General features: G+C 41.4%; 27 protein-coding genes. 10 read left to right on the forward strand and 17 right to left on the reverse strand.

Annotated elements, in window-relative coordinates; all coding sequences use genetic code 11:
* Nucleotides 1-23: 23 nt before the first annotated feature.
* The 8 genes from IQ264_RS03440 (at nucleotide 24) to IQ264_RS03475 (ending at nucleotide 8,747) form a co-directional block, all read left to right on the forward strand.
* Complete coding sequence (locus IQ264_RS03440) at nucleotides 24-1,463, forward strand: thioester reductase domain-containing protein (RefSeq protein ID WP_228061253.1); 1,440 nt, start codon at nucleotides 24-26, stop codon at nucleotides 1,461-1,463.
* A 72-nt stretch (nucleotides 1,464-1,535) separates the two neighbouring features.
* Nucleotides 1,536-2,456 carry a class I SAM-dependent methyltransferase gene (locus IQ264_RS03445; protein ID WP_193978629.1) on the forward strand — a complete coding sequence of 307 codons (921 nt, stop codon included), beginning with the start codon at nucleotides 1,536-1,538 and terminating at the stop codon, nucleotides 2,454-2,456.
* A gap of 91 nt (nucleotides 2,457-2,547) precedes the next feature.
* On the forward strand, nucleotides 2,548-3,978 hold the full coding sequence (locus IQ264_RS03450) for an aspartate aminotransferase family protein (RefSeq protein ID WP_228061254.1): 1,431 nt from the start codon (nucleotides 2,548-2,550) through the stop codon (nucleotides 3,976-3,978).
* A gap of 107 nt (nucleotides 3,979-4,085) precedes the next feature.
* A complete protein-coding gene (locus IQ264_RS03455) occupies nucleotides 4,086-4,559 on the forward strand; it encodes a hypothetical protein (protein WP_193978631.1) in 474 nt (157 codons plus the stop codon).
* On the forward strand, nucleotides 4,556-5,149 hold the full coding sequence (locus IQ264_RS03460; protein ID WP_228061255.1) for a hypothetical protein: 594 nt from the start codon (nucleotides 4,556-4,558) through the stop codon (nucleotides 5,147-5,149). Before IQ264_RS03455 ends, IQ264_RS03460 begins: the two co-directional genes overlap by 4 nt.
* A 689-nt stretch (nucleotides 5,150-5,838) precedes the next feature.
* A complete protein-coding gene (locus tag IQ264_RS03465) occupies nucleotides 5,839-6,669 on the forward strand; it encodes an ABC transporter ATP-binding protein (protein ID WP_193978633.1) in 831 nt (276 codons plus the stop codon).
* A gap of 30 nt (nucleotides 6,670-6,699) precedes the next feature.
* On the forward strand, nucleotides 6,700-7,722 hold the full coding sequence (locus tag IQ264_RS03470; protein WP_193978635.1) for a FecCD family ABC transporter permease: 1,023 nt from the start codon (nucleotides 6,700-6,702) through the stop codon (nucleotides 7,720-7,722).
* Nucleotides 7,719-8,747 carry a FecCD family ABC transporter permease gene (locus IQ264_RS03475; RefSeq protein ID WP_193978637.1) on the forward strand — a complete coding sequence of 343 codons (1,029 nt, stop codon included), beginning with the start codon at nucleotides 7,719-7,721 and terminating at the stop codon, nucleotides 8,745-8,747. The genes IQ264_RS03470 and IQ264_RS03475 overlap by 4 nt, the downstream gene beginning before the upstream one ends.
* 626 nt (nucleotides 8,748-9,373) lie before the next feature.
* Here the strand turns inward: IQ264_RS03475 and IQ264_RS32655 are convergent.
* Nucleotides 9,374-9,907 carry an IS630 family transposase gene (locus IQ264_RS32655; RefSeq protein WP_322744592.1) on the reverse strand — a complete coding sequence of 178 codons (534 nt, stop codon included), beginning with the start codon at nucleotides 9,905-9,907 and terminating at the stop codon, nucleotides 9,374-9,376.
* Nucleotides 9,908-9,933: 26 nt separating this feature from the next.
* Nucleotides 9,934-10,428: a helix-turn-helix domain-containing protein gene (locus tag IQ264_RS32660; protein ID WP_228061256.1), complete on the reverse strand. Its 495-nt coding sequence runs from the start codon at nucleotides 10,426-10,428 to the stop codon at nucleotides 9,934-9,936.
* A gap of 242 nt (nucleotides 10,429-10,670) precedes the next feature.
* On the opposite strand from IQ264_RS32660, the gene IQ264_RS03485 reads away from it, so the two are divergent.
* Together IQ264_RS03485 and IQ264_RS03490 are read left to right on the forward strand one after the other, a co-directional pair.
* A complete protein-coding gene (locus tag IQ264_RS03485; RefSeq protein WP_193978639.1) occupies nucleotides 10,671-11,036 on the forward strand; it encodes a hypothetical protein in 366 nt (121 codons plus the stop codon).
* Between the two features lie 151 nt (nucleotides 11,037-11,187).
* Nucleotides 11,188-11,364: a copper chaperone gene (locus tag IQ264_RS03490; protein WP_193978641.1), complete on the forward strand. Its 177-nt coding sequence runs from the start codon at nucleotides 11,188-11,190 to the stop codon at nucleotides 11,362-11,364.
* Here the strand turns inward: IQ264_RS03490 and IQ264_RS03495 are convergent.
* The 15 genes from IQ264_RS03495 to IQ264_RS03565 form a co-directional block, all read right to left on the reverse strand.
* A complete protein-coding gene (locus IQ264_RS03495) occupies nucleotides 11,348-13,030 on the reverse strand; it encodes an alpha/beta hydrolase (protein WP_193978643.1) in 1,683 nt (560 codons plus the stop codon). The genes IQ264_RS03490 and IQ264_RS03495 overlap by 17 nt on opposite strands.
* 47 nt (nucleotides 13,031-13,077) lie before the next feature.
* Nucleotides 13,078-14,442, reverse strand: coding sequence for an outer membrane protein (locus tag IQ264_RS03500; protein ID WP_193978645.1), 1,365 nt, complete (start codon nucleotides 14,440-14,442; stop codon nucleotides 13,078-13,080).
* A gap of 232 nt (nucleotides 14,443-14,674) precedes the next feature.
* Complete coding sequence (grrM, locus tag IQ264_RS03505; protein WP_193978647.1) at nucleotides 14,675-15,880, reverse strand: cyclophane-forming radical SAM/SPASM peptide maturase GrrM/OscB; 1,206 nt, start codon at nucleotides 15,878-15,880, stop codon at nucleotides 14,675-14,677.
* 76 nt (nucleotides 15,881-15,956) lie between these two features.
* Nucleotides 15,957-16,322 carry a GrrA/OscA1 family cyclophane-containing rSAM-modified RiPP gene (gene grrA / locus IQ264_RS03510; protein ID WP_193978649.1) on the reverse strand — a complete coding sequence of 122 codons (366 nt, stop codon included), beginning with the start codon at nucleotides 16,320-16,322 and terminating at the stop codon, nucleotides 15,957-15,959.
* A 103-nt stretch (nucleotides 16,323-16,425) separates the two neighbouring features.
* Nucleotides 16,426-17,352, reverse strand: a complete 927-nt coding sequence (gene grrP, locus IQ264_RS03515; protein ID WP_228061257.1) for an extracellular substrate binding-like orphan protein GrrP — start codon at nucleotides 17,350-17,352, stop codon at nucleotides 16,426-16,428.
* Between the two features lie 94 nt (nucleotides 17,353-17,446).
* On the reverse strand, nucleotides 17,447-17,860 hold the full coding sequence (locus tag IQ264_RS03520; RefSeq protein ID WP_193978651.1) for a YidH family protein: 414 nt from the start codon (nucleotides 17,858-17,860) through the stop codon (nucleotides 17,447-17,449).
* A 10-nt stretch (nucleotides 17,861-17,870) separates the two neighbouring features.
* The gene (locus tag IQ264_RS03525; RefSeq protein WP_193978653.1) at nucleotides 17,871-18,257 is read right to left on the reverse strand and encodes a DUF1622 domain-containing protein; all 387 of its coding nucleotides are present in this window, start codon (nucleotides 18,255-18,257) and stop codon (nucleotides 17,871-17,873) included.
* Between the two features lie 115 nt (nucleotides 18,258-18,372).
* Nucleotides 18,373-19,662, reverse strand: coding sequence for an anaerobic sulfatase maturase (locus IQ264_RS03530; RefSeq protein WP_228061258.1), 1,290 nt, complete (start codon nucleotides 19,660-19,662; stop codon nucleotides 18,373-18,375).
* 31 nt (nucleotides 19,663-19,693) lie between these two features.
* Nucleotides 19,694-20,332 (reverse strand): glutathione S-transferase family protein, encoded by a 639-nt coding sequence (locus tag IQ264_RS03535; RefSeq protein WP_193978655.1) that lies wholly within the window; start codon nucleotides 20,330-20,332, stop codon nucleotides 19,694-19,696.
* A 66-nt stretch (nucleotides 20,333-20,398) separates the two neighbouring features.
* Nucleotides 20,399-22,111, reverse strand: coding sequence for a mechanosensitive ion channel family protein (locus IQ264_RS03540; protein WP_193978657.1), 1,713 nt, complete (start codon nucleotides 22,109-22,111; stop codon nucleotides 20,399-20,401).
* Nucleotides 22,112-22,204: 93 nt separating this feature from the next.
* Nucleotides 22,205-22,831: a hypothetical protein gene (locus IQ264_RS03545; RefSeq protein WP_193978659.1), complete on the reverse strand. Its 627-nt coding sequence runs from the start codon at nucleotides 22,829-22,831 to the stop codon at nucleotides 22,205-22,207.
* Nucleotides 22,832-22,924: 93 nt separating this feature from the next.
* On the reverse strand, nucleotides 22,925-23,686 hold the full coding sequence (locus IQ264_RS03550; RefSeq protein WP_193978661.1) for a hypothetical protein: 762 nt from the start codon (nucleotides 23,684-23,686) through the stop codon (nucleotides 22,925-22,927).
* Between the two features lie 80 nt (nucleotides 23,687-23,766).
* Nucleotides 23,767-24,525 carry an RNA-binding protein gene (locus tag IQ264_RS03555; RefSeq protein WP_193978663.1) on the reverse strand — a complete coding sequence of 253 codons (759 nt, stop codon included), beginning with the start codon at nucleotides 24,523-24,525 and terminating at the stop codon, nucleotides 23,767-23,769.
* Between the two features lie 295 nt (nucleotides 24,526-24,820).
* On the reverse strand, nucleotides 24,821-25,723 hold the full coding sequence (locus IQ264_RS03560) for a DUF2092 domain-containing protein (RefSeq protein ID WP_193978665.1): 903 nt from the start codon (nucleotides 25,721-25,723) through the stop codon (nucleotides 24,821-24,823).
* Between the two features lie 23 nt (nucleotides 25,724-25,746).
* Nucleotides 25,747-26,115: a hypothetical protein gene (locus IQ264_RS03565; protein WP_193978667.1), complete on the reverse strand. Its 369-nt coding sequence runs from the start codon at nucleotides 26,113-26,115 to the stop codon at nucleotides 25,747-25,749.
* Nucleotides 26,116-26,128 lie beyond the last annotated feature (13 nt).

Raw genomic sequence — 26,128 nt, forward strand, 5'->3', positions numbered from 1 at the left:
ATCAAGTTAACTGAGTTTTAATTATGAGTTTTAGCGATCGACCTAACGAAAATAAAGTTACTCAAAGTATCGATCGATTTTTAGCTAATCTTAGCGGTCTCGATATCAAGCTTTGGGTGGATGGAGAACGCTTGCGATGTAATGCTCCTAAAGGAGTGCTGACACCAACTTTGAGAGGTGAACTTTGCGATCGTAAAGCTGAAATTGTAGAGTTTCTTAACAATAAGTCTAGCAACGGCGAAACTTTAGCTTTACTCAATGCTGATGCAATTTTAGATTCTTCTATTTCCCCAGAATTAGCGACTCAACCAAATGTTCAACCCAATGCTATATTGTTAACTGGAGCTACCGGATTTATTGGAGCATTTTTACTTTACGAACTTCTGCAACAAACAGCTTCTGCTAATGTTTATTGCTTAGTTCGTGCAGATAGTATTGCATCAGCACAAAATAAGTTACAAAACTGCCTGAAATCTTATCTACTTTGGGAAGATAGTTTCAAAAACAGAATTATTCCTGTTATTGGAGATTTATCCAAACCGCTATTAGGAATTTCCGAGCAAAGTTTTCGTGAACTTGCCGATCGAATTGATACCATCTATCATAATGGTGCGTTGGTTAATCATACTTTTCCTTATTCGTTACTCAAAGGTACGAATGTTTTGGGAACTCAAGAAGTCTTGAGATTGGCTTGTCAAATTAAAGCCAAACCCGTCCATTTTATTTCTTCGATCAGTGTTTTCCCAGAAGTAGAAAATTCGGGATTGAGAGTAATTCGAGAACAGGATAATATTGATAATGGACAAGTGCCATCAGGTGGCTACAACCAAAGTAAATGGGTAGCCGAAAAGTTAGTAAATGTGGCACGCGATCGCGGACTTCCCGTTTCTATTTATCGATTAGGAAGAATTTCTGGACATAGCCAAACAGGTGTTTTTAATGTCAATGATTTTTTGTACAGATTAATTATTGGTTGCGTTGAACTCGGTAGTATTCCTGATACCGAAATGATGCTAAATATCATCCCTGTAGACTATGCCAGTAAAGCTATTGTTCATCTCTCTAAACAACAAGTTTCTTGGGATAAAGTTTTTCACTTAGTTCATCCTGATTCTGTTTCCTCGAATTTGTTTTTTGAGAAATTGCGATCGATCGGCTATCCCATTCAAATTGTTTCCTACAAACAATGGCATACTCAACTAATGAAAATTGCAGAAACTTCTCCAAAACATCCCTTATATCCCCTTGTCTCATTACTTACAAATAATCATTCTCAAACAGCAACCACTGATTCAGAAGTTGTAAAATTTGATTACCAAAACACTCTTAATGGATTAACAGGTACATCGATTAACTGTCCTCCGATCGATGATAAATTGCTGAACACTTACTGTTCTTTCTTGATTGGTAAAGGATTTTTAGACCCACCTTTCATCAGTCATGAATTGAAACAAGCGGTATAGCAAATTATTAACTTGTTTCTCCAAAAAATTCCGAAATACCAACACTTAAAAAAACGCTAGGAGTGAACTTAAATGTCTTCAGAAAATCGCTATACAGATTACGATCCTTGGGCTTGGTTATACAATGAATCGGAAGCACATTTAGCCTGTCGCCGCTTTATGCCCAGCTTAAAAAAATTGCTTTTACCACATCTTCCAAAAGGAGCAGAAATTCTCGATCTTTGTTGTGGTACGGGACAGTTAACTCAACAACTTCTGAGCGGAGGATATCGAGTTATTGGGCTAGATGGTTCGGAAAAAATGTTGCATTACGCTCGTGAAAATGCACCCAACTGTCAGTTCATTTTAGGTGATGCACGTTCCTTTGAATTTCCCTCAACTTTTGATGCGGTTATTTGCACTGATTCTGCTCTTAATCACATTATGAGTCTTGAGGAACTCAAAAGTGTTTTTCGTAATGTATATAATGTTCTCAAAGAGGATGGGTTATTTTTCTTTGATTTAGGTTTAGGAAAGCGGTATAGCAATATTCCCGTCAATGATGGCGAACTCAAAAATGAATATGCCTGGACTGTTGGCGAAACCTATAATTCCGAAGAAAAAACAGGTACATTTACGATTACAATATTCCAGCCATCGCCAGAAAAAACTAACGAAAACTTGCCAAAACCTAGCTTTGATTTACCAGCAATAAAACGTTCAATTTACAATAATTTTTTGCGATTCGTTAAGCCAGCGACTTTATTACAGTTGGTTGACAAAAACTGGCATTCCTCAAAAATTACTTTTTCAGTCAAGCCTTACTCTAAAGCAGAAGTTGAAGCTGCTTTAAAAGAAGTAGGATTTACCTCAGTTAAAGTCTACAATTTTAGATGTAAATCAGCCGCTTCTAAAGAAGATAAATATGCGTATTTTGTGGCTGAAAAATTACATAATGAATTGAGTTTCTTAGAAAGTAGACCTGAATTGATCGGCGTAAATAATAAGATCTAATACCAAATTTAGGTTACTCAATATTTAACTTGAATTAGCTTTTTTTGGGTTAATTTGAGGATTAAAAATTCTTGAATAAATAAGGGTAAAAATGATGGTTAGTAGCAGCAAACAAATGACAAATTCGATCGCGCAAGCAACGTCTGATTTACGACAAAAGTATTTAGAGGCATTGAGCGATCGCTACACAAAACGCACAAAAACTTCCAAACAAATGACACAAACTTACCGCCCAGTTCTTGCCGATCCAAGGGTGTCGGAATGGTTTGATGTTCCTACGAAAGAGATGTGTTATTTGATTGTCGGAAAAGAAGCTAGAGGTTCTCGAATTTGGGATATTGATGGCAATGAATACGTAGATATTATTATGGGATTTGGGGCAAATCTTTTAGGTCACAATCCACCATTAATTAAAGAAGCCCTTCACGAACAAATTGAAAAAGGAATTCAGTTAGGCCCACAATCGGAATTTGCTGGTGAAGTTGCCGCGTTGATTAGTGAACTGACGGGAATGGAGCGAGTTACTTTTAGTAATACCGGAACAGAAGCCGTGATGAGTGCAATTCGTTTAGCTCGATCGGCAACCAAACGTTCTAAAATAGCTGTATTTTCCGGCTCTTATCACGGTCATTTTGATAGTACTCTTGCTCAAGCAGAAACACCAGAAAATCCTCATGCTGTTCCTATGTCAACGGGAATTTTACCAAGCATGGTTGAGGATGTTTTAGTTTTAAATTATGGAGATTTTCGCTCGCTAGAAATCATCAAAAATTATCGAGATGAATTAGCAGCTGTTTTAGTTGAACCAATACAAACTAGACAACCTAATTTACAACCTAAAGCGTTTTTACAAGAACTTAGACAAGTGACTGCTGAATCGGAAATAGCTTTAATTTTTGATGAAATGGTAACGGGTTTTCGACTTCATTTAGGAGGCGCACAAGCTTGGTTTGGAATTGAGGCAGATATTGCTACCTACGGTAAAGTGGTTGGGGGTGGAATGCCGATCGGAATCATCGCAGGTAAAGCAAATTACTTAGATCAAATTGATGGCGGTATGTGGAACTATGGAGATAATTCTTTTCCTCAAGTAGAAAAGACATTTTTTGCTGGAACTCACTGCAAACATCCGCTATCAATGGCAGCTGCACGGGCAATTCTTCAATATTTAAAGAGTCAAGGCCCTACCCTTCAACAACAATTAAACCAACGTACATCCCAATATGTAGAACGATTAAATGTATTCTTTGAAGCTAGCCAGATGCCGATCCGCATGGCACATTTTGGCTCATTTTTTGGCCCTGTATTGACAGAGGATGCTATTTTTTCGGATCTTCTTGTGATGAGTTTTAGCCTGTTACGTTATCACTTATTTGAAAAAGGAATTTTGCTGCGGGGAGAAGGAGGAGGTTTTTTATCTACTGCTCATACTGATGAAGACATTGACTGCATTATTGAAGCCATGAAAAATAGCATCATTGAATTAAAAGAAGCAGGCTTTTTTCTTCATTTTAAAACTTGAAACTATGTAATTTTTTGCAGTGTTATCTATTAGTCCATCATACTGATGTTACATAGGTCAGCAGGGCTATTAATTAATCAAATACATTTACAAACCTTGCCCTCATAATGACCAAAGATGCTTTACCGGATCGACTTTATTTACTCGCTCCTTGGGACTTACCGATCGAGCAACAATTGAGTGAAGCAAACGAAGCAAAATTGCGCCAAGCACTCCAACAATTGTTGCAAGCTTTAAATTGCTCATCCTCTCAAGAAGCGTTGAATATCATTATCCAAGAATTAGCCAATCTCGATATCAGTCATGTATTTACAGCTTCGGTTTCTTATACTCAAACCTCTTTAAAACCTTGGGAAGTTGAAGATTTCAACAACTATTTTAAATTGATGCACGTACAAACTAAAGAACCAGAAATTTGTGTAATTTGGACTCTTTTCGTTGCCTATCGAACTTTTCTCAGCCTCGATGAATCCGGCAGTAACTTTGATGCGATTCAAGTCGAGTATTTGAAGGAAGGATTTAGACAGTATGCTTATTTGCTGGCAAGAGTTTTCAGTATAAGTTTGGAGGAAATCAAATGACTAAGACTAAAATGATGACGAAAGATGAAATACTCCCAATTTGGGAAGGATTCCACTGGATATTTTTTGCTTATATTCAGGGTTTAATTATCTGTTTGCGTCGTTTTGAAATTAATATCGCAGCGGGTGATTTTCAACAAGCTCAAATTGAACTGGAAACAGCAACTAATTTAATGTTGGCATCTGGAGCGGCAATGGAACTTGCGGGAAGTTTCGGTAAGCATGAGTATGAAATTTTAATTCGTCCTGATATGATGCCTCCTAACGTTCAATCGGACAATTTTAGTGGGTTAATGTCTTGGGATCATGCTTTATTAATCAAGATCTGGAAAAGACTTAGCCCAGTTTTTGAAACGCTTCCTGCTGTACTTTATCCTCAACATAATCGATTTGTTGCTGCTTATATTACCTTGTCTACCTCCCACACAGCAGTTTGTAAAAAGTTTGGCGGTGATGAGACAGGAAGTTTGCGATGTAATAAGACTTCGGCAGTGAGTAAGTTAGAAAATTTTGCAGACCATCGCTTGAAGCTAATCGATCCGAATCATCGAGTTACTGGTGGTTGTCCGTTTCCTTCAAGTCGAGTTTAGAAATGGCGATCGCCAATTAAGATTATCAAGTATTGAAATGATTCAAAACGTACTAGAATCTCCAAATCTGTAGTCAATTAATACAGCTAATTTCTGATAGATGATAACTAAACAAACTTCAAAATCTTGGATTATTTTCCTTAAACCAAATGCTGGTGGCAAGATCGAGAGTTCAGCTACGACGAGTTGAAAGCTTGACAAGACCAAACAAATCCTAAACTATTCATTAACGGGCTGTTAGTAATCAAGCGGCAGATTTTTGTATTCAATTTTTGCTCAGGAGTATTGCACCAAATAATTTAAAAAATTTTGCAATAAAACTTTTGTATAATAAGTAATTATTTGCAATAGTTAAATTTTAATAAAAAACGAATAACTTCAAATTCTGTTCTTAAAATGCTGAGTTTGCTAGCGTAAAATCTTTATGTTCAAATTTAAAAGCGATGAAAAAATAATTTAAACTCCTGAACAATGGGTATTGACATTTAGAAACAATCGTTTTAAGTTATCCAATTAGGTGACAATTATTTGCAACTATAGGCTAAAAAGTGCATTGCTCAGAGCGATCGCACATATAGCTTGTTTGTCAGCAATATGTGCATTGTGGGGAAGAGACTTAGGGCATGAGCATTTCTAGCTTTTGTTTAGAACAAGGTAATTGGCAAGAGGGTAAGTTTCAGAAATAGAGTATGACAGAAACTTCATTTCCTATATTAACGGCAAGAAAATTAACCCTGGCATATCAGGGAAACTCGATTGTTAATGAATTAGATTTAGCAATTCCATCGGGGAAAGTTACAGTACTTATCGGCCCAAATGGATGTGGTAAATCTACTTTGTTGAAAGGATTGGCAAGATTACTAAAACCAAAAGTCGGGACAGTTTATTTAAATAGCGTTTCGCTCGCTAAATTACCTACAAAAAAGATTGCCAAAGACTTAGGCATTCTCCCCCAAAATCCCATTCCTCCAGAGGGTTTAACTGTCCGAGAATTAGTCGTGCAAGGACGCTATCCTCATCAAACTTGGCTACAACAATGGTCTTCTGAAGATGAACAGATAACGGAACAAGCTTTGTTAACTACGGGAATGATAGAGCTTGCCGATCGTCCATTAAATACCCTTTCTGGTGGACAACGACAAAGAGCTTGGATTGCAATGGCTTTAGCTCAGAATACTGATATTTTACTTTTAGATGAACCAACAACTTTCCTCGATCTGGCACATCAAGTCGAGTTACTAGATTTACTTTGTGAGCTTAACCAAAGAAGGGGACGTACTATTGTCATGGTATTACATGATTTAAATCAAGCTTGCCGCTATGCAGATTATTTAGTAGTAATCCGAAATGGAGAAGTTTATACTCATGGCATTCCCGAAGTAGTAATTACGGAAACAACTATTAAAGAAGTGTTTGGTTTAGAAAGTCAAATTATCAGCGATCCAGTAACAGGAACTCCTTTATGTATTCCGCTAAGTCGGCGATTCCCGCAAAGATCCCTTCGGGAATCGCGTTATTAGATAAAATATTTGATTTTGACATTTAGCATAATGACTTCAATTCCATCAGTTTTTGGAAAATCTACAATACAATTGTTGTGGTTTGGACTAATATTAAGTGCGATCGTCTTACTGATTTGTTTGATTTACAGTATTACTTTGGGAGCCAAAGATATTCCGCTGCAAACTATACTTGAATCCTTTATCAGATTTGACAATTCCTTCGATCATCTGATAATTCAAACTATGCGATTGCCGCGATCGCTAATAGCAATTGCTGTAGGAGCAGCACTGGCAGTATCAGGAGCATTAATGCAGGGTTTAACTCGCAATCCCTTAGCTGAGACAGGCATTTTAGGAATTGAAGCGGGAGGTGCCTTAGCAGTTGTAATCGTCTTGTTTATATTCGGCAGTTCATCGCTAACCTTATATGCAACTGTGGCATTTCTGGGTGCGGCGATCGCAGCAGTATCAGTATATGGTTTAGGAACATTGGGGCGCGGAGGTGCTACACCATTAAACTTGACAGTGGCAGGAGCTGCAATGACTGCATTTATTTCTTCCATCACCACTGGGATTTTAATTGTGAGTCAACGCACTTTAGAAGAAATTCGATTTTGGTTAGCAGGATCTCTTGCGGGAAGAGATCTTAATTTATTTCTTCAACTTTTGCCGTTTATGGCGATCGGTTTGTTGTTAGCATTACTGCTTGGTAAACAAATCACAATTCTAAGTTTAGGAGAAGATGTCGCCAAAGGTTTAGGTCAACAAACAGTTTGGATTAAAATATTAACTGCAATCAGCGTAGTGTTATTAGCAGGTAGTTCTGTAGCGATCGCAGGACCGATCGGTTTTATTGGGTTAGTAGTACCCCATATAGTGCGCTTTTTCATCAAAACAGATTATTGCTGGATTTTACCTTACTCGGCATTGTTAGGAGCAATTTTGTTATTAGTGTCAGATATTGCGGCGCGAACATTACTTAAACCGCAAGAACTTCCAGTGGGTGTGATGACGGCGCTCGTTGGTGCGCCTGTGTTTGTCTATTTGGCAAAATCGAAGGTGAAACGATGAAAAATCGCTTGCTAGTTCGCTCTCCAATTATTTCATTTTGGGTCGATCGACGCTTACCTTTGCTATTACTAATTTTGGTAATATTTTCTCTGGCTGCGATTGTTTTGAATCTTTATCAAGGAGAATATCCGATCGCAATTATTGACATTATCAAAACTTTATTGGGTATTGATACAGGCAATTCCGCTCATGCCTTTATCATTTACACTCTGCGATTACCTAGAACCTTAATTGCCTTTATGGTGGGAGTAGCACTTTCCCTGTCTGGCACAATTTTTCAAGGTTTAACGCGCAATGTTTTAGCCGATCCAAGTATTATCGGAATTAATGCAGGAGCGAGTCTGGTAGCTGTTGCGGTAATTGTGTTATTTCCAGGGACACCTGTTTATACATTACCGATCGCTGCCTTCGTCGGTGCATCATTTATCGCCATGTTAATTTATAGTTTGGCATGGAATGGAGGAACCTCTCCTACATTACTAATTTTGTTGGGTATTGGCTTATCTGCGATCGCTAGTGCTTTTACTAGTTTAATGATTACCTTTGGCTCTATTTATGATGTCAGTCAAGCATTAGTTTGGTTAGCCGGAAGTTTGTATGGTAGCACTTGGGAGCAGTTTTTTTCTTTGCTTCCCTGGATTATGGTGGGTGTTCCGATCGCACTTTCCCTATCCCGTCAAATTAATGTACTGAACTTAGGCGATGAAGTAGCAAAAGGTTTAGGTAGTCGAGTGGAATGGCAGCGAGGATTACTCGTTTTAGTTGCAGTTGCCCTTGCTGGAGCGGCTGTTGCTACCGCAGGTACGATCGCCTTTGTCGGACTGATTGCACCTCACGCAGGACGGCAAATAATTGGGACGAATCATCAAAATTTGTTACCTGTTACGGCTCTTTTAGGCGGATTGTTAGTGACTCTTGCTGATTTAGTAGGCAGAATTCTCTTTGCTCCGATCGAGCTTTCCTGTGGTGTGATTACAGCTGCGATCGGTGCACCGTTCTTTATTTATCTGCTGATTCGCAATTAATTGGACTTTGGACAAAAGAAAAGTTGTTTTGCGACTGTATAACGCGAAGTAATTATAATTAATAATTGTAGCGAACTGCAAACATAAACGCTTCAAACTGCAAACAAGGCAATTTTGAAACCACATTAACTGCAAATAAGAGGGGTATATAAACCACATTATTTGCAAATGAAACCAGATTAACTGCAAACAAACCACAATATAGCGCTACGCGCTATAGTTAGGACAAAAGTATGATAAGATGCACTAATAGTTAGCGGAAAATAGTTACTGGAGTTTAGACATCGCACCTGCGTGCGATGTCTAAACAGGGAATACCAAACGGAATCACTCAGTAGTTAGGTGATACCAATTCTCTGTAAAGATGCGCTTAATAAAAAAGGTAAAGTTGAAAATACTTTTGCTAAAAAAGGGAATGATAATCAATCTATTTTTCCGAGAGTTCGCTGCGCTCCCTCTCAGAAAAATAGATGGTCAAAAATGATAAGTTCGCCCCAATTATAGAAACGCTTTTACTTGCAAATTTCCCCAATAAAAGGTTAAATCTAGGCTGGAAAGTGTTAATTTAAGCTAATCCGCTGAGAACTAATTTTTGCGAAAATTGTCACTTAAGGATGTTGATTTGCTCAACTTAAACCCAGGACAGCGTTAGTAATGAAATTCCAGCCAGTTAATGAACTGATAGCTGCTGGTGTAATTTCTTCGAGTGCCTTTTTCAAAGAAGAGCGTAATTCATCAAGACAATGGCAGTTGTGCCATTTTAATTGCGCTTTTAAGTGTTCCCAAAATCTTTCTATCGGATTAAGTTCTGGTGAATAAGCAGGTTGAAAAATCGGGATGATATTTTCCGGCCAATCCAGCATTGATGACTGATGTATTTTTCCTTGATCCATTTGCATAATGATTAAACTATCTGCATATTTAGCCGATACCAATTTAATAAATTCTTGGAAACAACTACTATCTAGATGCGAGAACTCGTAGAATAAACTATCTCCTGTTAACGGTTCTACTACTCCGTAAAGATAAAAATTATCTCGTTTCCATTGCACTGGTCTTATCGGCTTAACTCCTGTTAGCGTTAGCATCCGTCCTGGTATTGTTTGTAGACCAAGCCTAGTTTCATCTTGGCATAAGTACTTAATCTTTTCTCCAGGAATTGCGAATTCTTTTAATGCTTTTACGGCTAATGATAAGTTTTTTTAAAATGCTCTTCTGCTTGGGGATGCTGCTTTTTATTGCTGGGTCTGGGTACTTTTAATTTAGCTTTTAGCCGATAACGCACCAGCTTATGAACTGTTTTATAGGCTGCTTTCACCCCTGCGTCTTTCTCTAACCACTCCCGAACTTCCACATAGCTCTTAAATCCCTGTGGCTGTTGTAATTTTTCTTTGAGTCTTTCTACTATTTCTGCTGGTACTATTGCTTTGTTTCCTGGTGGGTGTGACATTTTTAATAATGCTTTTACCCCGCCTTTTTTGTACAAGCTTACCCATCTGGTAATTGTTGCTTCATCCCGGTGCAGCCGCTTGGCTAATTCTTTCCGGCCTTTTACTTCCCCTCGTTTTAGCCAGTACAGCATTAGCAACCTTTCCTTGCCACTACCTGTTGAGTTAGCTTTCAACCGCTTCTCTAATTCCTCCGCCGTTTCTGTTATGCTTACGAACAATGTGCGAGCCATACTGATACCGCTTCACCCTATTTCCTCATTTTTAGCTTAAGGCATCAATCAAAAAGGCATCCCAATTATTAAGCGCATTGTTACAGAGAATTGGTATAAAAATAAAGGATTTAACCCAGCCAATATTGCTGGAAAATGGAAACGTAAATACCGGGGATGGTCAGTTGAAGAAGCTTGGTTTATCTTGACAAATTTTCCAGATTTAGGGCAAGCTTTATCAGCTTATCAAAAACGCTTTGGTATTGAAGAAATGTTCCCTTGATTATAAAAGCGGTGGCTATAATCTTGAATCAACAGGTGTGACGGGAAACCGCTTAATTTCTCTAATTATCTTGATTACTTTGGCTTACAGTAGCGCCATTATGTCTGGAGAAAAAATCACCAATAAAGGTGTAGCTAAATATGTAGGTCGAGTCAGAGAACCAGGTAGGAAATACCGCCGCCATAGCAACTTTTATATTGGTATTCACGGCTATGAATGGACTGAATCTTTAACATTCTTCGCTGAACAAACTGCTCAATTAATGTCTTTAAGCCCACATAAATTGCCCTATTATCAACGAGGTCGAAGAGCCGAAAACCTTATCAAATCTACCTTTGCGCTTTAGTTGTCGCCCCTTCAGGTCTTCGTTACTATAAATTAAACACCTAATTACTTTGTCTGTCATACGACTAATTCCTAATGATAGATGCCACACTCGGAATTAATCTCTAAACTAAAAAAACTTTTCGTTACTAGAAAGGAATTGAAATATAGCTATGTCCTTGAAATTAAACGTTCCCACTCTTACCAATTCGCAAGAGGCACAAAAACTGACTGAGGCTATTGCCACAGTAGATCCCACTGCCAAGGTAGAAGTAGATGTAGAATCTAAGACAGTCACAGTAGATTCACCTGATTCTAATACACCAGTTGCTTCTAATGCTTTGATTTAAACTCTACGATCGCTTCTTTCACAGCATTATCAGATGCTTTGCTAATCAAAAATATCTTGAACTTCTGATCTTGGCTCAGATACTCTGCATAAGCAGACTGCATATAGGGTTTATAGGCCGAATCCTGGACTAAATGAGTCTCAAAAAATGCTAACAACATCGCATCCGCATAACTTTCTAGTAAAAACGGACTAGCCAGAGATAAACCTTGAATAGAGTTTAGAGTATGGGTCATTCCGGCATCCAAATTCGCTAAATTAATATGAGCTTGTCCTTCTGCTAGTGCTAGATATTTTACCGGAGAACTCAATAACGGAAAAGATTGAGTTTGCTCAAAGACTACAGGAGTTGCTGGGTCGTCGCTACCCCCAACGAGAAATACTGGAACTGAAACTTGGCTTAGTCCTTTTGGGCCAAAAATTGCGTAGTTGACTGGATTGGCGGCAAACACTGCTTTTACTCTGGGGTCTCGGAAGTTGTAAGCTTGCCGAGGCAATTGCAAAGCTCGGCATTGTAACAGTAATGAGGTATCAATATAACCAAAAGGCCGATCGCACATTTTTTGCAAAAACTCAAAATCGATCGTCGCTCCCCCAACTGCTAAAGCACCATATCCACCAAAAGAATGCCCCGCTACTCCTACAGATTGCAAGTCTAACCGACCACCAAAAGAGCTTTGATTTCGTCGTTCCAGTTCATCAATTACAAAACTAATGTCACGAGGTCGATCGATAAACTCACTAGTAAGAAAGTAAGATCCCGATAATCCATCTTTGAGATCTTCTACCTGCTGTGTATCACTCCCTGGATGCTGTGGTAAAGCCACAAGAAAACCATAAGATGCTAAATGTTTTGCCCGTCCTGCAAAATCTTCAGGTCTTGAGCCTAATCCATGAGACAGAATCAACACCGGAATTTTTCCAGAACCCGATTTTTGCGGCTGATAGACCAACACATAAAATTGGCGATTGCGCTTGGGATCTTTTAGTACCCAGCGTTGTTCCGTCACCCCAAAACGACCGGGCTGGCGCAGGTCTGGTAATTGTGCAAAATCTACGCTGGTATCCGTCTTGGATTCCTGAGCCGAAAAAGAAGACATTTTCTCAGTGAAAAATTTCGTTGCTTCGATCACCCGTTCCAGCTGATTAAATGCTTGCAGCGAAGATTCCACATCTACAGACATATCTACAGGCAGCTTTTTCAGAAAGTTCAGCAGCGTCAATCCTTGTGAGTCAAACGCCGCCAGAACTATTCCTGCCCGAATAGCTACTTTTCCATTGTTCCTCTTTGGAATTTGCACGTACTGCCCTAATCGCTCTAGAATATCAAAACCCAGTTCACTATTGAAAAACTGAGACACCTCCAAAGGCGGAAGCTCCAAACGTTTTACCAAAAGCTCTCGAAACTTATTTTTGGTTTCATCGTTGGCTTTAGCAACCTGAAAATAGAATTTCAGATCCTCATCAATCTCACCTGTTTTAGCAAAATTTTCTAAAGAACGGACGGGAAGCGATTTAATAATTGGCCCGTATTGAAAGTAAATATTCTCTGCTGCTTTCCCTGGTAAGGCTGTCAGAAGTGCCGAAAGAACGCCTAAAGTCAGCACTCGCAGCGATTTAATGTTAGACAACTGTTGGCAAGAAGTAAAAATGCGACAAATATTCATAAAGTTCATGCTCGTTATAATTCGTGGATCGAGGGTCGGAGAAAAGTTTAAAAACGGAAAGTTAATGAGAGGTAAGGCCCATTGCTGTAAAGATTGATGCCAAACTCATCGCTACCGCTACCAGTGTTGTAGCCAATGTAGGCAAAACGATAGCCAACTCCTACGGAAGTATTGCCGGAAAACTTCCAATCCAAACCTGCTAGAGCTTCCCAATTTAGCCCTAAACCACTTATATTAAATCCCGCGACCGTACCTGCCACAACTCCTGCTAAAGAGGGTGAAAAATTATACCGAAATCTGGCTCCCAGTAAAGGTTTTACCAGAGTGATACTGCGGTTATAGCTACCCCCTCCACCCAAGTTGGTGTCTATTTCTAAATCTCCGTTGACTCCACCAATCCGCATACCACCTATTAGATCGACCAGGAATGGGCCTAAGTCAAATTCGCTACTAGCTCCTTTGGGGTTAACTTGGGAGTGATTAAAGAAGCGGTAGGCAACTGCCAAATCAACTGTCCAAGCTTCTGCGTCTAACTTAGACCGAAATTGTGAGGGAATAATATCTTGTAAACGAGCCCCCAAACGTGCTTCAAGTTGTTGTCGAACTCTACCATCCAGGCGACCCCGGAGGTAATCGGCAATCTGGGAACCTAGAACTGCATCGGCCCGTGCTTGAATTCGTCGCTCTATGCGATCGAGTGCCAAATTTAAAAACCGATTAGGATTGGGGCGGGTGAAGCTATTGCTGTTTCCAACTGCTAAATATTCACCATTGAGCAAAAAACCCCAACGGTAATTAGGTGTCCAAGCTTCTGCTCGTCCTAATATTCCAAACTCAAACACATCTTTAGCAGTAGAGAAAATTTCACTGGCATCCTTAGCAAAATCTGCCCTGAATCCACGTACCGTAGCATCACCATAAGCACTGATCGGCAAGTAGAGATAAGGTTGAATCAGAAAATGCCAGCTATTTGCAGGTTGGCTAGTGGTGACTGATTCTATAGGTTTGGGTGCTTCGGTCGGAGTTTCCGTCTGCTTTATACTAGAAGCCGAGATGGTTGGATCGGAACTAGTGATTCCATTCTTGGTGCGTTCAACGATCGGCAAATCTGCTGCTGTAGTACTTGGTCGATCGTCAGCAGATGTAGGTGCTGGATTGATAACTATAGAATCCCATAATTCTGGATTTGCCAGATCTGTCGGCACAAAGGTAGGTGTGTTTGTAATTGCCTCAATATCTGTTTCTGGATTTCCCGACTCAGTTGAAGATGCAAAGCTCGGAGTTGTGCATAAACCTGTGATCAGAATCAGAGATAGAGTGGATAAAAAACTCAGTTTCAGTAGCTTGCTGTTAGGCTTGTGCGATCGGTCTTCTTTAATCGACAACAATTGAAATTTAGTTTTAATTTTCATATTCATTTCCTTTTAGCACAATTGATTTAGGCTTTCTTAGCTGCTTCTTATTCGGAGTTTTTTTAGAAAATTAAAAATTAAGTGAAAATGCAATTTCTCGCTCATTTTCACGCTGATAAACTCGTTTCTTGAGAATAAGAAACACTTCCAAATTCGGAAGCAACCGTAATTATACGGAAGCTTTGAATGCGATTCTTGTCATTTCATGCCAGTTGCTACTGGATATTGGGCATTAAAATCCCATTGAACTTTCTAAGCCTTCCAAGACAACATCTGCGATCGCCTTGATCCGATAGCGACAAGCTTTTGTTTCTGAAGAGTTGAAAGTGCCATTCTCCCAATATTTGTTGCTTCCAGCTCCACCACCACATAGTCCAAAATACGGACAGTTCTGGTGACATAGCGCTACCCCTGCGGACATATCTCCGTACATTTGTTGAAACTTTTCGCTGGAACAGACTGATTCAAAGGTATCTTCGAGAACATTTCCTAAGATAAATTTGCCGTAGCGATCGGTCTGCACCGACAAAAGTTCTGGATCAAAGGTAGCAAAGTTACCTTTGGAGTCAATATTGACAATCACAAAGGGTTTGTTCATGTCGGTATTTTGCAACCGCGAATCTCTATAAATCAAACTACAAATAGTTTCAAATTCTCGTAGTTTGAATTCTCCATTACTTTGGGTGACTAATTCCCAAAACCTTTGAATAAAAGCCCGATATCGATCTTCAATCCCTTTGTGATCCAAAGAAGACTGATGTTTTCCTTCAGTTTCTTCCATATTAAATCCGACATCAGTAATGCCGTTGTCTTTGAAAAAGTGGAAGATTTCATCAGGATACTCTAAAGAATCTTCGGTAAGAACTGCGATCGCACTACATTCAAAATTGTTTTTTTGCAAATAAGAGATCCCACGCATTGTCGCAGCATGAGTTCCCAGTCCTTTGCGGGTTTTGCGATGAGCATCGTGGAGAAAAGCTGGCCCATCAATACTCACTCCAACATGAACATTGTATTGCTTAAACAGATCGCACCAAGCTTGATTAATTAGTGTGGCGTTTGTTTGAATTGATTGTCTGATTTTATAGGGTGTTATATTGTATTGTCGATCGGCTGCATCAATCTGTTGAAAAACAGCTTCGTAAAACGAAATTGGCACCGCAAGGGGTTCACCAGCGTGCCAACAAACAGTGGCATCTTGGCAAAAAAATTGGCTGGTAAAAATGGTTTTGAAAATAGGCTCAACTAAATTCAAAGATAGCTGCTGCTTAACTTGGCGATCAGGCAAATAACAATAATCACAGTCCAAATTGCAGAAGGAGGTTGGTTGGAGCACGATCAAATTGATCGGCCCAAAGGCAGAAAAATCGTTAACCTTTGCCCCAGATTCCAATTCGTTTTTTGCCTTTATAAAAGGCTCTGCATTACTAATCGTCATAATCGATGTTTATTAAATCTCAAATAAATATGCCACGTACAACCGCACCCTCCTCCTGCAACACCACTCCACTCCATCAGTAATAGTTATAAAAACCACCCCCATTGACCCAACCACCGTTGACCCAAGGGCGTGCATTCACAAAACCACCCCCGCCTCCATTTGCAAAACCACCACCTCCCCTACGATTAGCAAAACCACCTCCACCTCCGTTTTTCCATCCTCCGGCAATCAGCACTTCGATCGGTATGGGTGTCTCGTTGGAAATCAGGGGTTCTCTTTGCCGAATCGCTGCTGTGATCCGGGCTAAACGGCTTTCAATCTGTTGAGTGTTATCAATTGTGGAATCAGTTTGACTGGTGCTAGCCATTGCTCCAGGGATTTGCAGGGCTGATAAGGCTAAGAAAAAGCCAACTAAGCCTGTGCGTGTTGTGATATTCAAGTCTCTTCCTCTTGCAATACAAATGAAACTCTAAACTGCTTGATGAATGATGATCTCTGGCACTTTTGGTCAATGTTGCTTAAAAGTCCGATTTTTATCGTCCTTATCTCTGAGAAGTATCCGTCAGTGGAATCTGCTCATGAGTCGAGACAATCGTTTGGAAATAAGCTCTGATTAGCTCTTGGGGAATCTCCACTACCCCATTTGTTCCCACCCATCGATTCACTATGTCTACGTATTTTTTATCGCCGAGCAGGTAGCCTTGCATTAGCTTGGCGATCGCACGGTTAACTGAATTCATGAGCATTGAATTATTTTGTGGCACGATACAACCAACTCCATAGCGAGCTATTGGTTGCACAGGAACCATTGCGTAGGAATCAGGATTGGATTTTAAGATAGTTCCGGCGAGGACAATGCTATCACCTGCGATCGCATCGAGTTTGCCTTCTTTAAGTGCGGCAAAACCTTCCTCTGCCTCTTTTAAGGGCACCAGAATCGCTTTAGGTTGGATCGCTTTCATCACAACTTCGCCCATAGAATTGGGTATAACCCCCACCCGTTTGCCTGATAAAGACTCTGATGTTCCCGTTAAGGTACTGTTTTTTGTGGTGAGTAATCGAATGCCGGATAAGCTGTAAGGGATAGAGAAGTCAACGAAATCTTCCCTTTGCCAGGTAAATTGGGTGTTACAGGCAATATCAATTTCTCCCTTAAAGACTTTCTCCATCAATTCGTCGGGATTTTTGATGACTTTAAACTCAACGGTGATCGGGCGGTTGAGCTTACGCTGGAGTTCCTGCCGGATCAGCTCAATTATATCTACCGAGTAACCAGTAAGCTCCTGTTTATCATCGACATAAGAGTATGGGATGATGTCTGTTCTTGTACCAAAGGTCAGAACTCCCGTTCGGGAGACTTTCTCAAATATGGTTTCAGCTTTGGCATTCTGGGGAAAAGAAAAGGCTATCAGCAATCCCAGAGCAGCAATTGACATGTTTTTTAACATGATCATATCTGTTTCATACAACTCTGATTAATTATTTTTTTTTACTAAATTAAAGAATTATTGGCAATAATACGGAATCTTTCAGATGGTATTCTTGTCATTTCATGCCAATATATTAAAGATTGATGGCTTTGAGTAATACTCCTACAAAACTGATTATTCCAACTAGTATTAGTGCAAAACCAACTCTTTCAGCGGTGTTTGAGCTTTCATAGACATAGCGATCGCTCTGGATCAACTTTAATAACCTGCGGTGTTCCTTTAAGGCAGTAAACATGGCATACATACCAATGCTGATGAAAGATAGCCCTATTACATTAGAAAAATGGTGGGGATTGATATTTTTGCCAATCCGAGTGGCATCGATCGCTCTCACAATTGTCGGAATTCCAAAACCAAAACCAATTAAAGAAAGGCTGGTACGAATCCATGCCATCAAGGTGCGATCGGCAGCTGCATGAGTCCGTTCTTTGGCTAATTCGTTGTTGAGGTTATAGGGTTGTTTTTCTGGAAATTCGGGTGGTTGCATATTAATCCGCCTAACTTTCTTTTACATTGATTGGGAGTTCGGAAAGAGATTGATTTGCCTTGATTTCTTCAGCAAGTTCCTTTGTTAAGAAGTAGTTAAGAAATGTCCGAATCACGGCGATCAAGCCTAATTTTCCTAGAGCCTCAAACGAGGGTGCCACAGTTGTATTAACGATATCTGCCCCCAATTGAAATTCCAGAGCAATAGAAAGCCAACGACCAAAATTTAGGCGAATATTTGCTAAAGAGGAAAGAGATATTCGCGATCGACGATTTTGGCTAAAGATGAACTGTCCTGTTGTTAGCAGACCTAGTAGAATACACAACAATGAAATTCCTTCCAGGATTAGCTTCAATACTTGTGCCCAAAAGCTTAAACTATGTTCCAAATATTCCATAAGATTTTTGAGTCATTTCTTAATACAGTTATGGGAAGTAACTGTTGTAATCAACCTGGCGAGGTTTGATGAGTACCAGAAGCTAGGGATAATTTCGCCATTGAATTATTGCTCCTTATGTATCGATGACTTTAGGCGAAACATTACCAAAACCAACTGATTTTTTAGACTTTCGTTTTTTTTGTGCGATTTGTTCTTGAGCCAACAATTGCATTATTTCATCAGCATAGTGACCGCGACGTAACAAATCTGCCATCATTCGCATTGGTCGATCGATATGAGTAAAAAAAGCTTTATATCCAGCACATAAATAGTTTAACCCAGATTCTCCATCTGGTGTTTTAATAAATCGATTTTTAGGACAACCACCATTGCAAGCAAAGCGCACTTCGCATTGGCGACAATACTGCGGCAAAGTATTTAATTTCGCCTGTCCAAATTGTCGCTGTTTTTCAGATGCAATCAATTCAATCATTGGTGTTTCCTGAATATTACCCAGCTTGTAATCAGGTTCGACAAAATGATCGCAGGAGTAGAGGTCGCCATTATGTTCTAAGGCTAAAGCATTACCACAGGTTTTAGAGAAAATACAAACAGATGGAGGCACACCAACCCAATTAGCTAATGCTGCATCAAAATGTTGCACAAAAACTTTGCCCACATCTCGCCGCACCCATTCATCAAACACCCCGATCAAAAACTGTCCAAATTGCTCTGGTTTGATCGATCGCTCTGTCACCTGATTACCTGATTGAATCAGCGTTGAACCATCCTCATTAACTCGTTCAATAATCGGAATAAATTGGATAAACTCAGCCCCTAACTCGTCTCGAAAAAAACGATAAACTTCTAAAGGTCGATCGCCATTTGCCGCATTAACTGTACAAAGTATATTGAAATCGACTTGATGTTTTTTGAGAATTCGCCAACCTTGAATTACCTGCTCATAAGTTCCCCGCCCCCGCTTATCAACTCGATAAGTATCGTGCAAATTTTTCGGCCCATCTACACTTAAACCAATCAAAAAATTATGTAGTTTAAAAAATCGTCCCCAGTCATCATCTAATCGAGTACCGTTAGTTTGTAAGGTGTGGCTTACCTTTTGTCCTGCTTTTTTGTATTTTTGTACTAGTTTTAGCGATCGAGCGAAGAACTCCAACCCCATCAACGTAGGTTCGCCGCCTTGCCATGCGATCGTCACCTCTGGGGTTTGATGCGATGCTAAAAGTTGTTGAATGTAAATTTCCAGCAAGTCATCACTCATGCGGAACTTGCTACCAGGATAAAGCTGCTCTTTCGCCAAGAAAAAGCAATACTGACAATCCAGGTTACAAATTGCTCCAGTGGGTTTTGCTAGCAGATGAAAAGCAGGAGGTGCGTTCTTGGGAAAGGTAAGCATTGTCATTCCTGAATAAATTTTTGATTGGTAGATACTCTCAAGAATCTACCTGGGCATGAAAGTTTTCGTCAGCTTGCCTGAAGGCAGGACGAGCCATCAACTTTTCAGTGTAAGCAGTTAAGATTGGCTGATTTTTTAGCATTCCCAATTTTAAAGCCCAGACGAGAACTCCACCTGCGATAATATCAGCTACAGTAAATTGGTTTTCCACCAAGTAATCTTGATTTTTTACTGCCTCTGTGAGTGGTTGGGAAACCCGATCGAACCATTGTTGGGCTTCCGGCGCTGAGCATTCTTGGGTTACTTTCTTGGGTAATAAATTCTCTGGCAAATGAGGCATAACATTAAACATGAATTTTTCCACAGGGGGTTCGAGCGTCGTTACTGCATAAAAGAGCCACTGGTAGTAATAGCCTCGTGCTGGTATTGAAAGTGCTGGTGCTAATCCCTTTTCTAGATATTGGTCAGCGAGGTAAGCACAAATCGCCGCTGACTCAAAGATGGTAACATCTCCATCAATTAAGACGGGTACTTTCCCATGCGGGTGAAGTTTTCGGTATTCTGGCTCTTTCATCATAGCCACCGTCAGTTGTACTAATTCATAAGGGATTGCCATCTCTTCCAAACACCACCGAGGTCTGACGGCTCTTGTCGTAGGAATGTAATAAAGTTTCATTATCTTTGCAATTTCCACCTGTAATAAAGCTTTGCAAATTAATCACAATTGGGAAAATTCTTCTACTTAGTGGCTCTCTCGATACCGAACTTCCTGTTGAGGAATCGGAAGTTTAATCCCTGCCTCTTTAAAAGCTTGGTTCAACCGGAGTCGGAATTCACGAGTTACACTAAACTGTTGACCAGGCTGGGTTTGAGTGCGAATTCTCAGCAAAATACCATGCTGGTCAAACTGTTCCACCCCCAAAAGATCGGGCTCACCGAGCAATTGCACACCCCAAACTGAATCGGTTTGCATTGTCTCAAAGACTTCCCTCATCAGAGTCATAGCTTGTTTAATATCGCTATCGTAATCAACCAAAACGGTAAAATCCATCCGCGACCAGTCTTTGGAACTGTTGGTAATCTGAGTGATTTCACCATTGCGAATGGTAATCAGTTCTCCGGGAGAACTCCGAATTTGGGTCAAGAACAAACCCATCTCTTCTACCACCCCAGTGGCATCTTTAATAGTTATACTATCTCCCACTGTGAAGGCATCCTTTGCCAGCAACATCCAACCAGTCAGGGCATCTTTGATCGATGACTGTAAAGCCAGAGAAGCAGCAAGTCCCAGAACCCCAATTTCTGTAAATAGGGTTAATCCGGTTGAGAGTGAGAACAAAGTGTAGGCGAGAACTAGACCTACACTAAACAGAAGCATAGTAGCGATGCTCTTCCAGGCGGGAGAAAGGGTGAGCAATCGTCTGCGGCGACGCTCAATTTGAGCGATCGGCAACCGATCTTCTGTTCCCACCCATTTGGTTAATAACCAATCAATTAGCAGGTGGCTCCAGTTAATTACAATGGCGATCGTCAGTCCAATTAGTAACAATCCGATCGGTTGTCTGAATAGTAGAACTCCCAGCCATCGCGTTTGGGGAAAGCATTGCAGAATCCAGGATAGACCAATCACCCCCACCCCCAACAGCAACAGTTGCAAGATCCGTTTCTGCCAGGTCTTGCGATCAATCTGACGTTTGAGATCCAAAAGGTTTTGTTGTTGTTTGGCGACATCCTGAGACGGATCTCCATTCATGCCAACCGCTGTCTGTTGTTCGATGAGCGACTCTTGATAATTATTAAACTCCTGACGTAATCGCCGACGAACTTTGCCAATCTGATGTTGGCACCAAAACAAGAGCGCGATCGACAAAATGGCGATCGCACCGATTATTCCAGCTAATTGAATTTGCGATCGCCAAGCATCGGGTGTTCGTTCCTCTACTGCCCGTAGGAGTGCTTGTCGAATTTGTTCGGCATACTCCTGGGCTACTTCGGATTCCGTTAACCCATAAATTTCCGCATCCAGGGCAGTGACGGTGATAATAGGTTTGGTGGCTTCGCCGTTCAATGCTACTTGGACTGCCATTTGTTTATTTAACTGCGTGGTAAATACTTGTAACGAGTTTAGATCGACATGATTTTCGATCAGGTATTGCACTTGGGAGTTTAAACGGTTTTCGATCCGATTGCGTCGAATCTCCAGAGTACCTAACCCCCATTGATCGTCTTTATCTTTTTTGCGCTCTGCGGCGATCGAAAAAACATTATATCCATCCAGCCGCACAGGGGCATAAGCAACATCTCCTACCAACCCAAAGGGTTTCCATCGCAGTGCGCCTTCCAATTCTTCTGTATGAGCAATTGTCATTGGACTAAACAGCAGCCACACACAGGTCATCAAGCCGATCGCCAAGTACTTAAATTTGAATCTTGGGAAATATAAGGGTTTTACCATGACAGAAGCTATGTTAAGTTCCCCCCTTATTAAGGGGGGCTAGTTCGGATCTAGGTTTCAGGCTCCAGAGTACATAATCCTAAAAACATTGCGCTAACGCCCTGCATAGACCACTTTCCATGACCTGACTGTACCCGCACCGATCGCAGATGTAATCGGTTGATTAACTCCCTCTAAGGTGACTCGAATCATTGCATCACCTGCGGGGGCATTTGCTAGCGCGATCGCCAGTTGATTAGACACGGGGAAGGTGCCAGTCCCATTTGGTTGCACCCGAAACACTTGACCTCCCACTTTAATTTCCAAATAAAGCGCAGGGGCATCTGCTAAACTAGCCCCACAAATTAAAAACCCCACACAATTTTGTACCCCGATAAACCCATAAACTTTGATAAATTGGCGGCTCCACTCACTAACAATAGAAGCTCTGCCACCAACTGCCAAGTCTTTGTAATTCCTATCAAAAACTGCTAGGTAGTTGCCATCAAAAGGGTCATTTACTGTAACTGGTTGCGACCAGGGTATTTTGTCTGACTCAAAGCTTCTCCAATCAAAACTATTAATAACTGGATAATTAGCAGTTGAGGTTTGAGCCACAATCCTGTGAGCATTTAACGGAGACAATCCTACCAACGGTTGGGCCGATCCGGGAACTTGAACTAACCCCGGAAAAGCTAAACTAGACAAAACTAACCCAGTTTGCAAATACTTAAAAAACATCGTTCACTCTCCCACTAAATTATTAATATTTTTACGGATTAGTAAGAGCGGAAATCAATTTCCCGCCTTCTTTTTGAACAGGACTAGACATGATCAAAATTGAATCTCAACAGCATTAGCACCTGGGGAATTTGTTAAATCGTTGATCTGGTTGATCTGAGTATTAATTCCAACATCTCTGACTGAGAGTTCATCAGGATTGGGGTTTTGAATGTTAAATGACGTTGCTATAAGTTCACCAGAGCTTGTGTTAAACCAATAGCTCTGACTAACTTCATCAGAGGGACAACAGGGAGCATCGTTTGGGCGATATTTCAACAGTTTGACGGTGATTTGTTGACCTTTCAATGATAAGGATTTCACCCCAAAACCCTGTCCTAGAGAAAGGGTATCCACATTATTAGGTTGACCATTTTGGCTCACGATCGCCGCCAGGTAAAAAGTAGGTTTACGCCCTGACTCTGTAACTCGCAAAACTGTAACCGCGTCTGTAGTCCCGTCTTGATTAAGATTACCGATCGCAAATTTTTTACTCATTGTCACAACAACATTTGGTTGGGTTTGTGACTGATAGGTGCCATTGACAAGAGTCACATTTCCTAATAGGGGAACCTGGTAAGTCGCATTTTGCAGTTGAGAAAGAGTGAGCGATTTGGTAGGAGAATTAACGGGAGTTTGCTGGATGTTAGGTTGGGCAACAACCGGATCTCCAAGCAGATTGACAATCAATTTGAGTCCGATGCCATTATGTGCTAGCCCACACGCTGATGCGATCGCAACTAAAGTGATTAGCCACGATCTCTGCCTCACCAACTTCCAACATTTCCATAACTGATTACCTGTGGTGCGATTCATTATCTTTCTCCTCAAAATTGCGCGAATCCTCTCCCCTGCTCCCCTGCTCCCCTGCCCTTCTGCCCCCCTACATACCTATCTCAGGGAGCAGGCACCACCCGGTAGTAAACGCCATTTGCACCGTAGGCAGGACTGAACCAGTTGCCATTGTAGACATAGTAGGTTGTGCCACTGACTGTTTTCACAACTGCACCACTAGGTACAGTCGGGTAAATTGCCCCGATCGCATAGTTAGTAGCTGCATTAGCACCTGCTACATAACCTGCGGAGTAAGCATTGGCACTGTTAGTACTAGCAGCTGCTGCACCTAAAGTTGCTCCGACTGCCGCACCCGCTACAGCTGCCCCGGCTGTGTACCAACCACCGCAGTTGTAACAACCATTTGAATAGCTATTCACCACCGTAGGCGGATGATATGACCCGTAGTAGGCACCACCGTAGTAGCGGTTATAACCACCGTAGGCTGTTGTTCCGTATGGAGTAGTGGCGTGCCAGTAACCATCACCACCGGAGGCGGTGCCACCCCGATAGCCAGTCCCGCTCCAAGAACCATCACCACCGGAGGCAGACCCACCACGATAGCCATTAGCACTCCAGTGACCGTCTCCACCAGAGGCGGTACTACCACGAAAACCAGTCGCACTCCAAGAACCATCGCCACCGGAGGCAGACCCCCCACGATAGCCACTGGCGCTCCAGTGACCGTCTCCACCGGAGGCAGTACCCCTCCACCCACCACCACTCCAGTGACCGCCACCACCGTGGAAATAGGCGAGAGCGGGATTGGAGCAAAACACCGTTATCAGAAGACCTGCAAGGCTAACAGCAACTTTTTTCATGATCTGTGTACCTCAAAGTCATGGAGTATTTAACATTTCAGGACTTACGGACTTTCTACTTGAAACTTAGATCCCCCCTAGCCCCCCTTAATAAGGGGGGAACCTTCTAAGCCCCTTTGGGAAGGCAGGGCTAATTCATGGTCATCAAATAAAATTAACCGGATGGGGGGACAAGGGGACAAGGGGAAAGATGATTTTTCCGTTGTTTGCATTATCTCTCCTTCACAAATCAATTTCTCCGTTGAAAATGAATTAGCCCTGCTTTGGGAAGGGGGTTGGGGGATCTGTCTTACATTTATGGATTGGATTTTGGCGGTTCGGCTTGTGCTGGAGGTTGGGAAGTCGGCGGAGTGGGTGGATCTGGACGCTTGAAGGGGATACGGTTTGCACTGCTGGCACGAGATGAGGCAAAGGTATCTGTGGCGATCGATCCATCCAATTTCCAGTTTGAAAATGTCACTTGATGGCGTAATCTGGATGGATCGTCAGCATATACAGCACGGATCATCCGAGGCAGTTTATCGTTGGCACCAATCCAGATTTGGGCAAATACTTTGTTATTGGCGATCGCAATTATGTCGGTGGTTGTGCCGTCAATCACCTTAGACTGTCCAATATAAAAAGCTAACGTCAGACCGTCGGAAATATCCTTGTAAGGGTCTGACACCAGCACATCAGTAAATGGGAAATAGATGGCAGCTACCTCATAAGCAGCTTGTAATGCGGCATCGATCGTTGGTGGCGCATCTGTTACAGCAACCAAGTTCTCGGTGGGAAGGTAAGCCATCATTGCTTTGCCGTCGTAATAGAACTCAGCAGGAGGCCCATCACCGGGAGAAATCACCTTTAGTTTGTTCGGGCGTTGTAAGGCGACTTCCGAAATGGTTGTGTAAATCAGGGGAGGACCGAGGCGACTTGGACTTTCGTAAGTACTAATGGCAGTGAAGGTCATTGTCTGAGCGGCAGCTAAACGATCGCTCGCCGCTTTCAGGATAGCCATTGCTTTTGGTTCAAGTCCCAGACGAACTTCTACAGGAGGTGCGCTGTTACTCGGTGGTGCCGCACTCGGTTGAGGCGGAGTCGTCTGAGCATTCGCAGCCTTCGCAGTCCAGAATATATTAAGCGGAAGCAAATAAGCTTGGAGCAGGAATACCCCAAGTATTGCAGTATTTGTATTGAAAAATATAAGTTTCTTCATCTCAAGTGCCGATCAACTCAAAGTTACTGTGGTGAACAGAATACGGTTGCGTAAGACCCTTTGCCGTAGGTTACGGCTTCATTACAGACCTTACCGTTTTGATAAATACGGACTCTAATATGAGTGTCTACGGGACTGGAACCACTTGCAGTTACGGTTGCAGTTGGTGAAACAGAAAGCTCTATTTCTTTAGGAAATTGATCCTTAAAGGCTTTGGATACAGTCAAACCGTCCTGCTCAAAAACCGAGTAAGCACCAACTAGGGCTGTATTTTTCGGCCCGTGCCAGACGATTTTGTATGGAATTGTCGGGATTTGTGAACTTGCTGATGCCATAAACCCTGTGGCGACAGAGAGAAGCCCTGTCAATACAAGAAATTTCAGTTGTCGCATTGATTAAGCTAAA

It is taken from the genome of [Phormidium] sp. LEGE 05292, from assembly GCF_015207735.1.
GTDB lineage: Bacteria > Cyanobacteriota > Cyanobacteriia > Cyanobacteriales > Aerosakkonemataceae > Floridanema.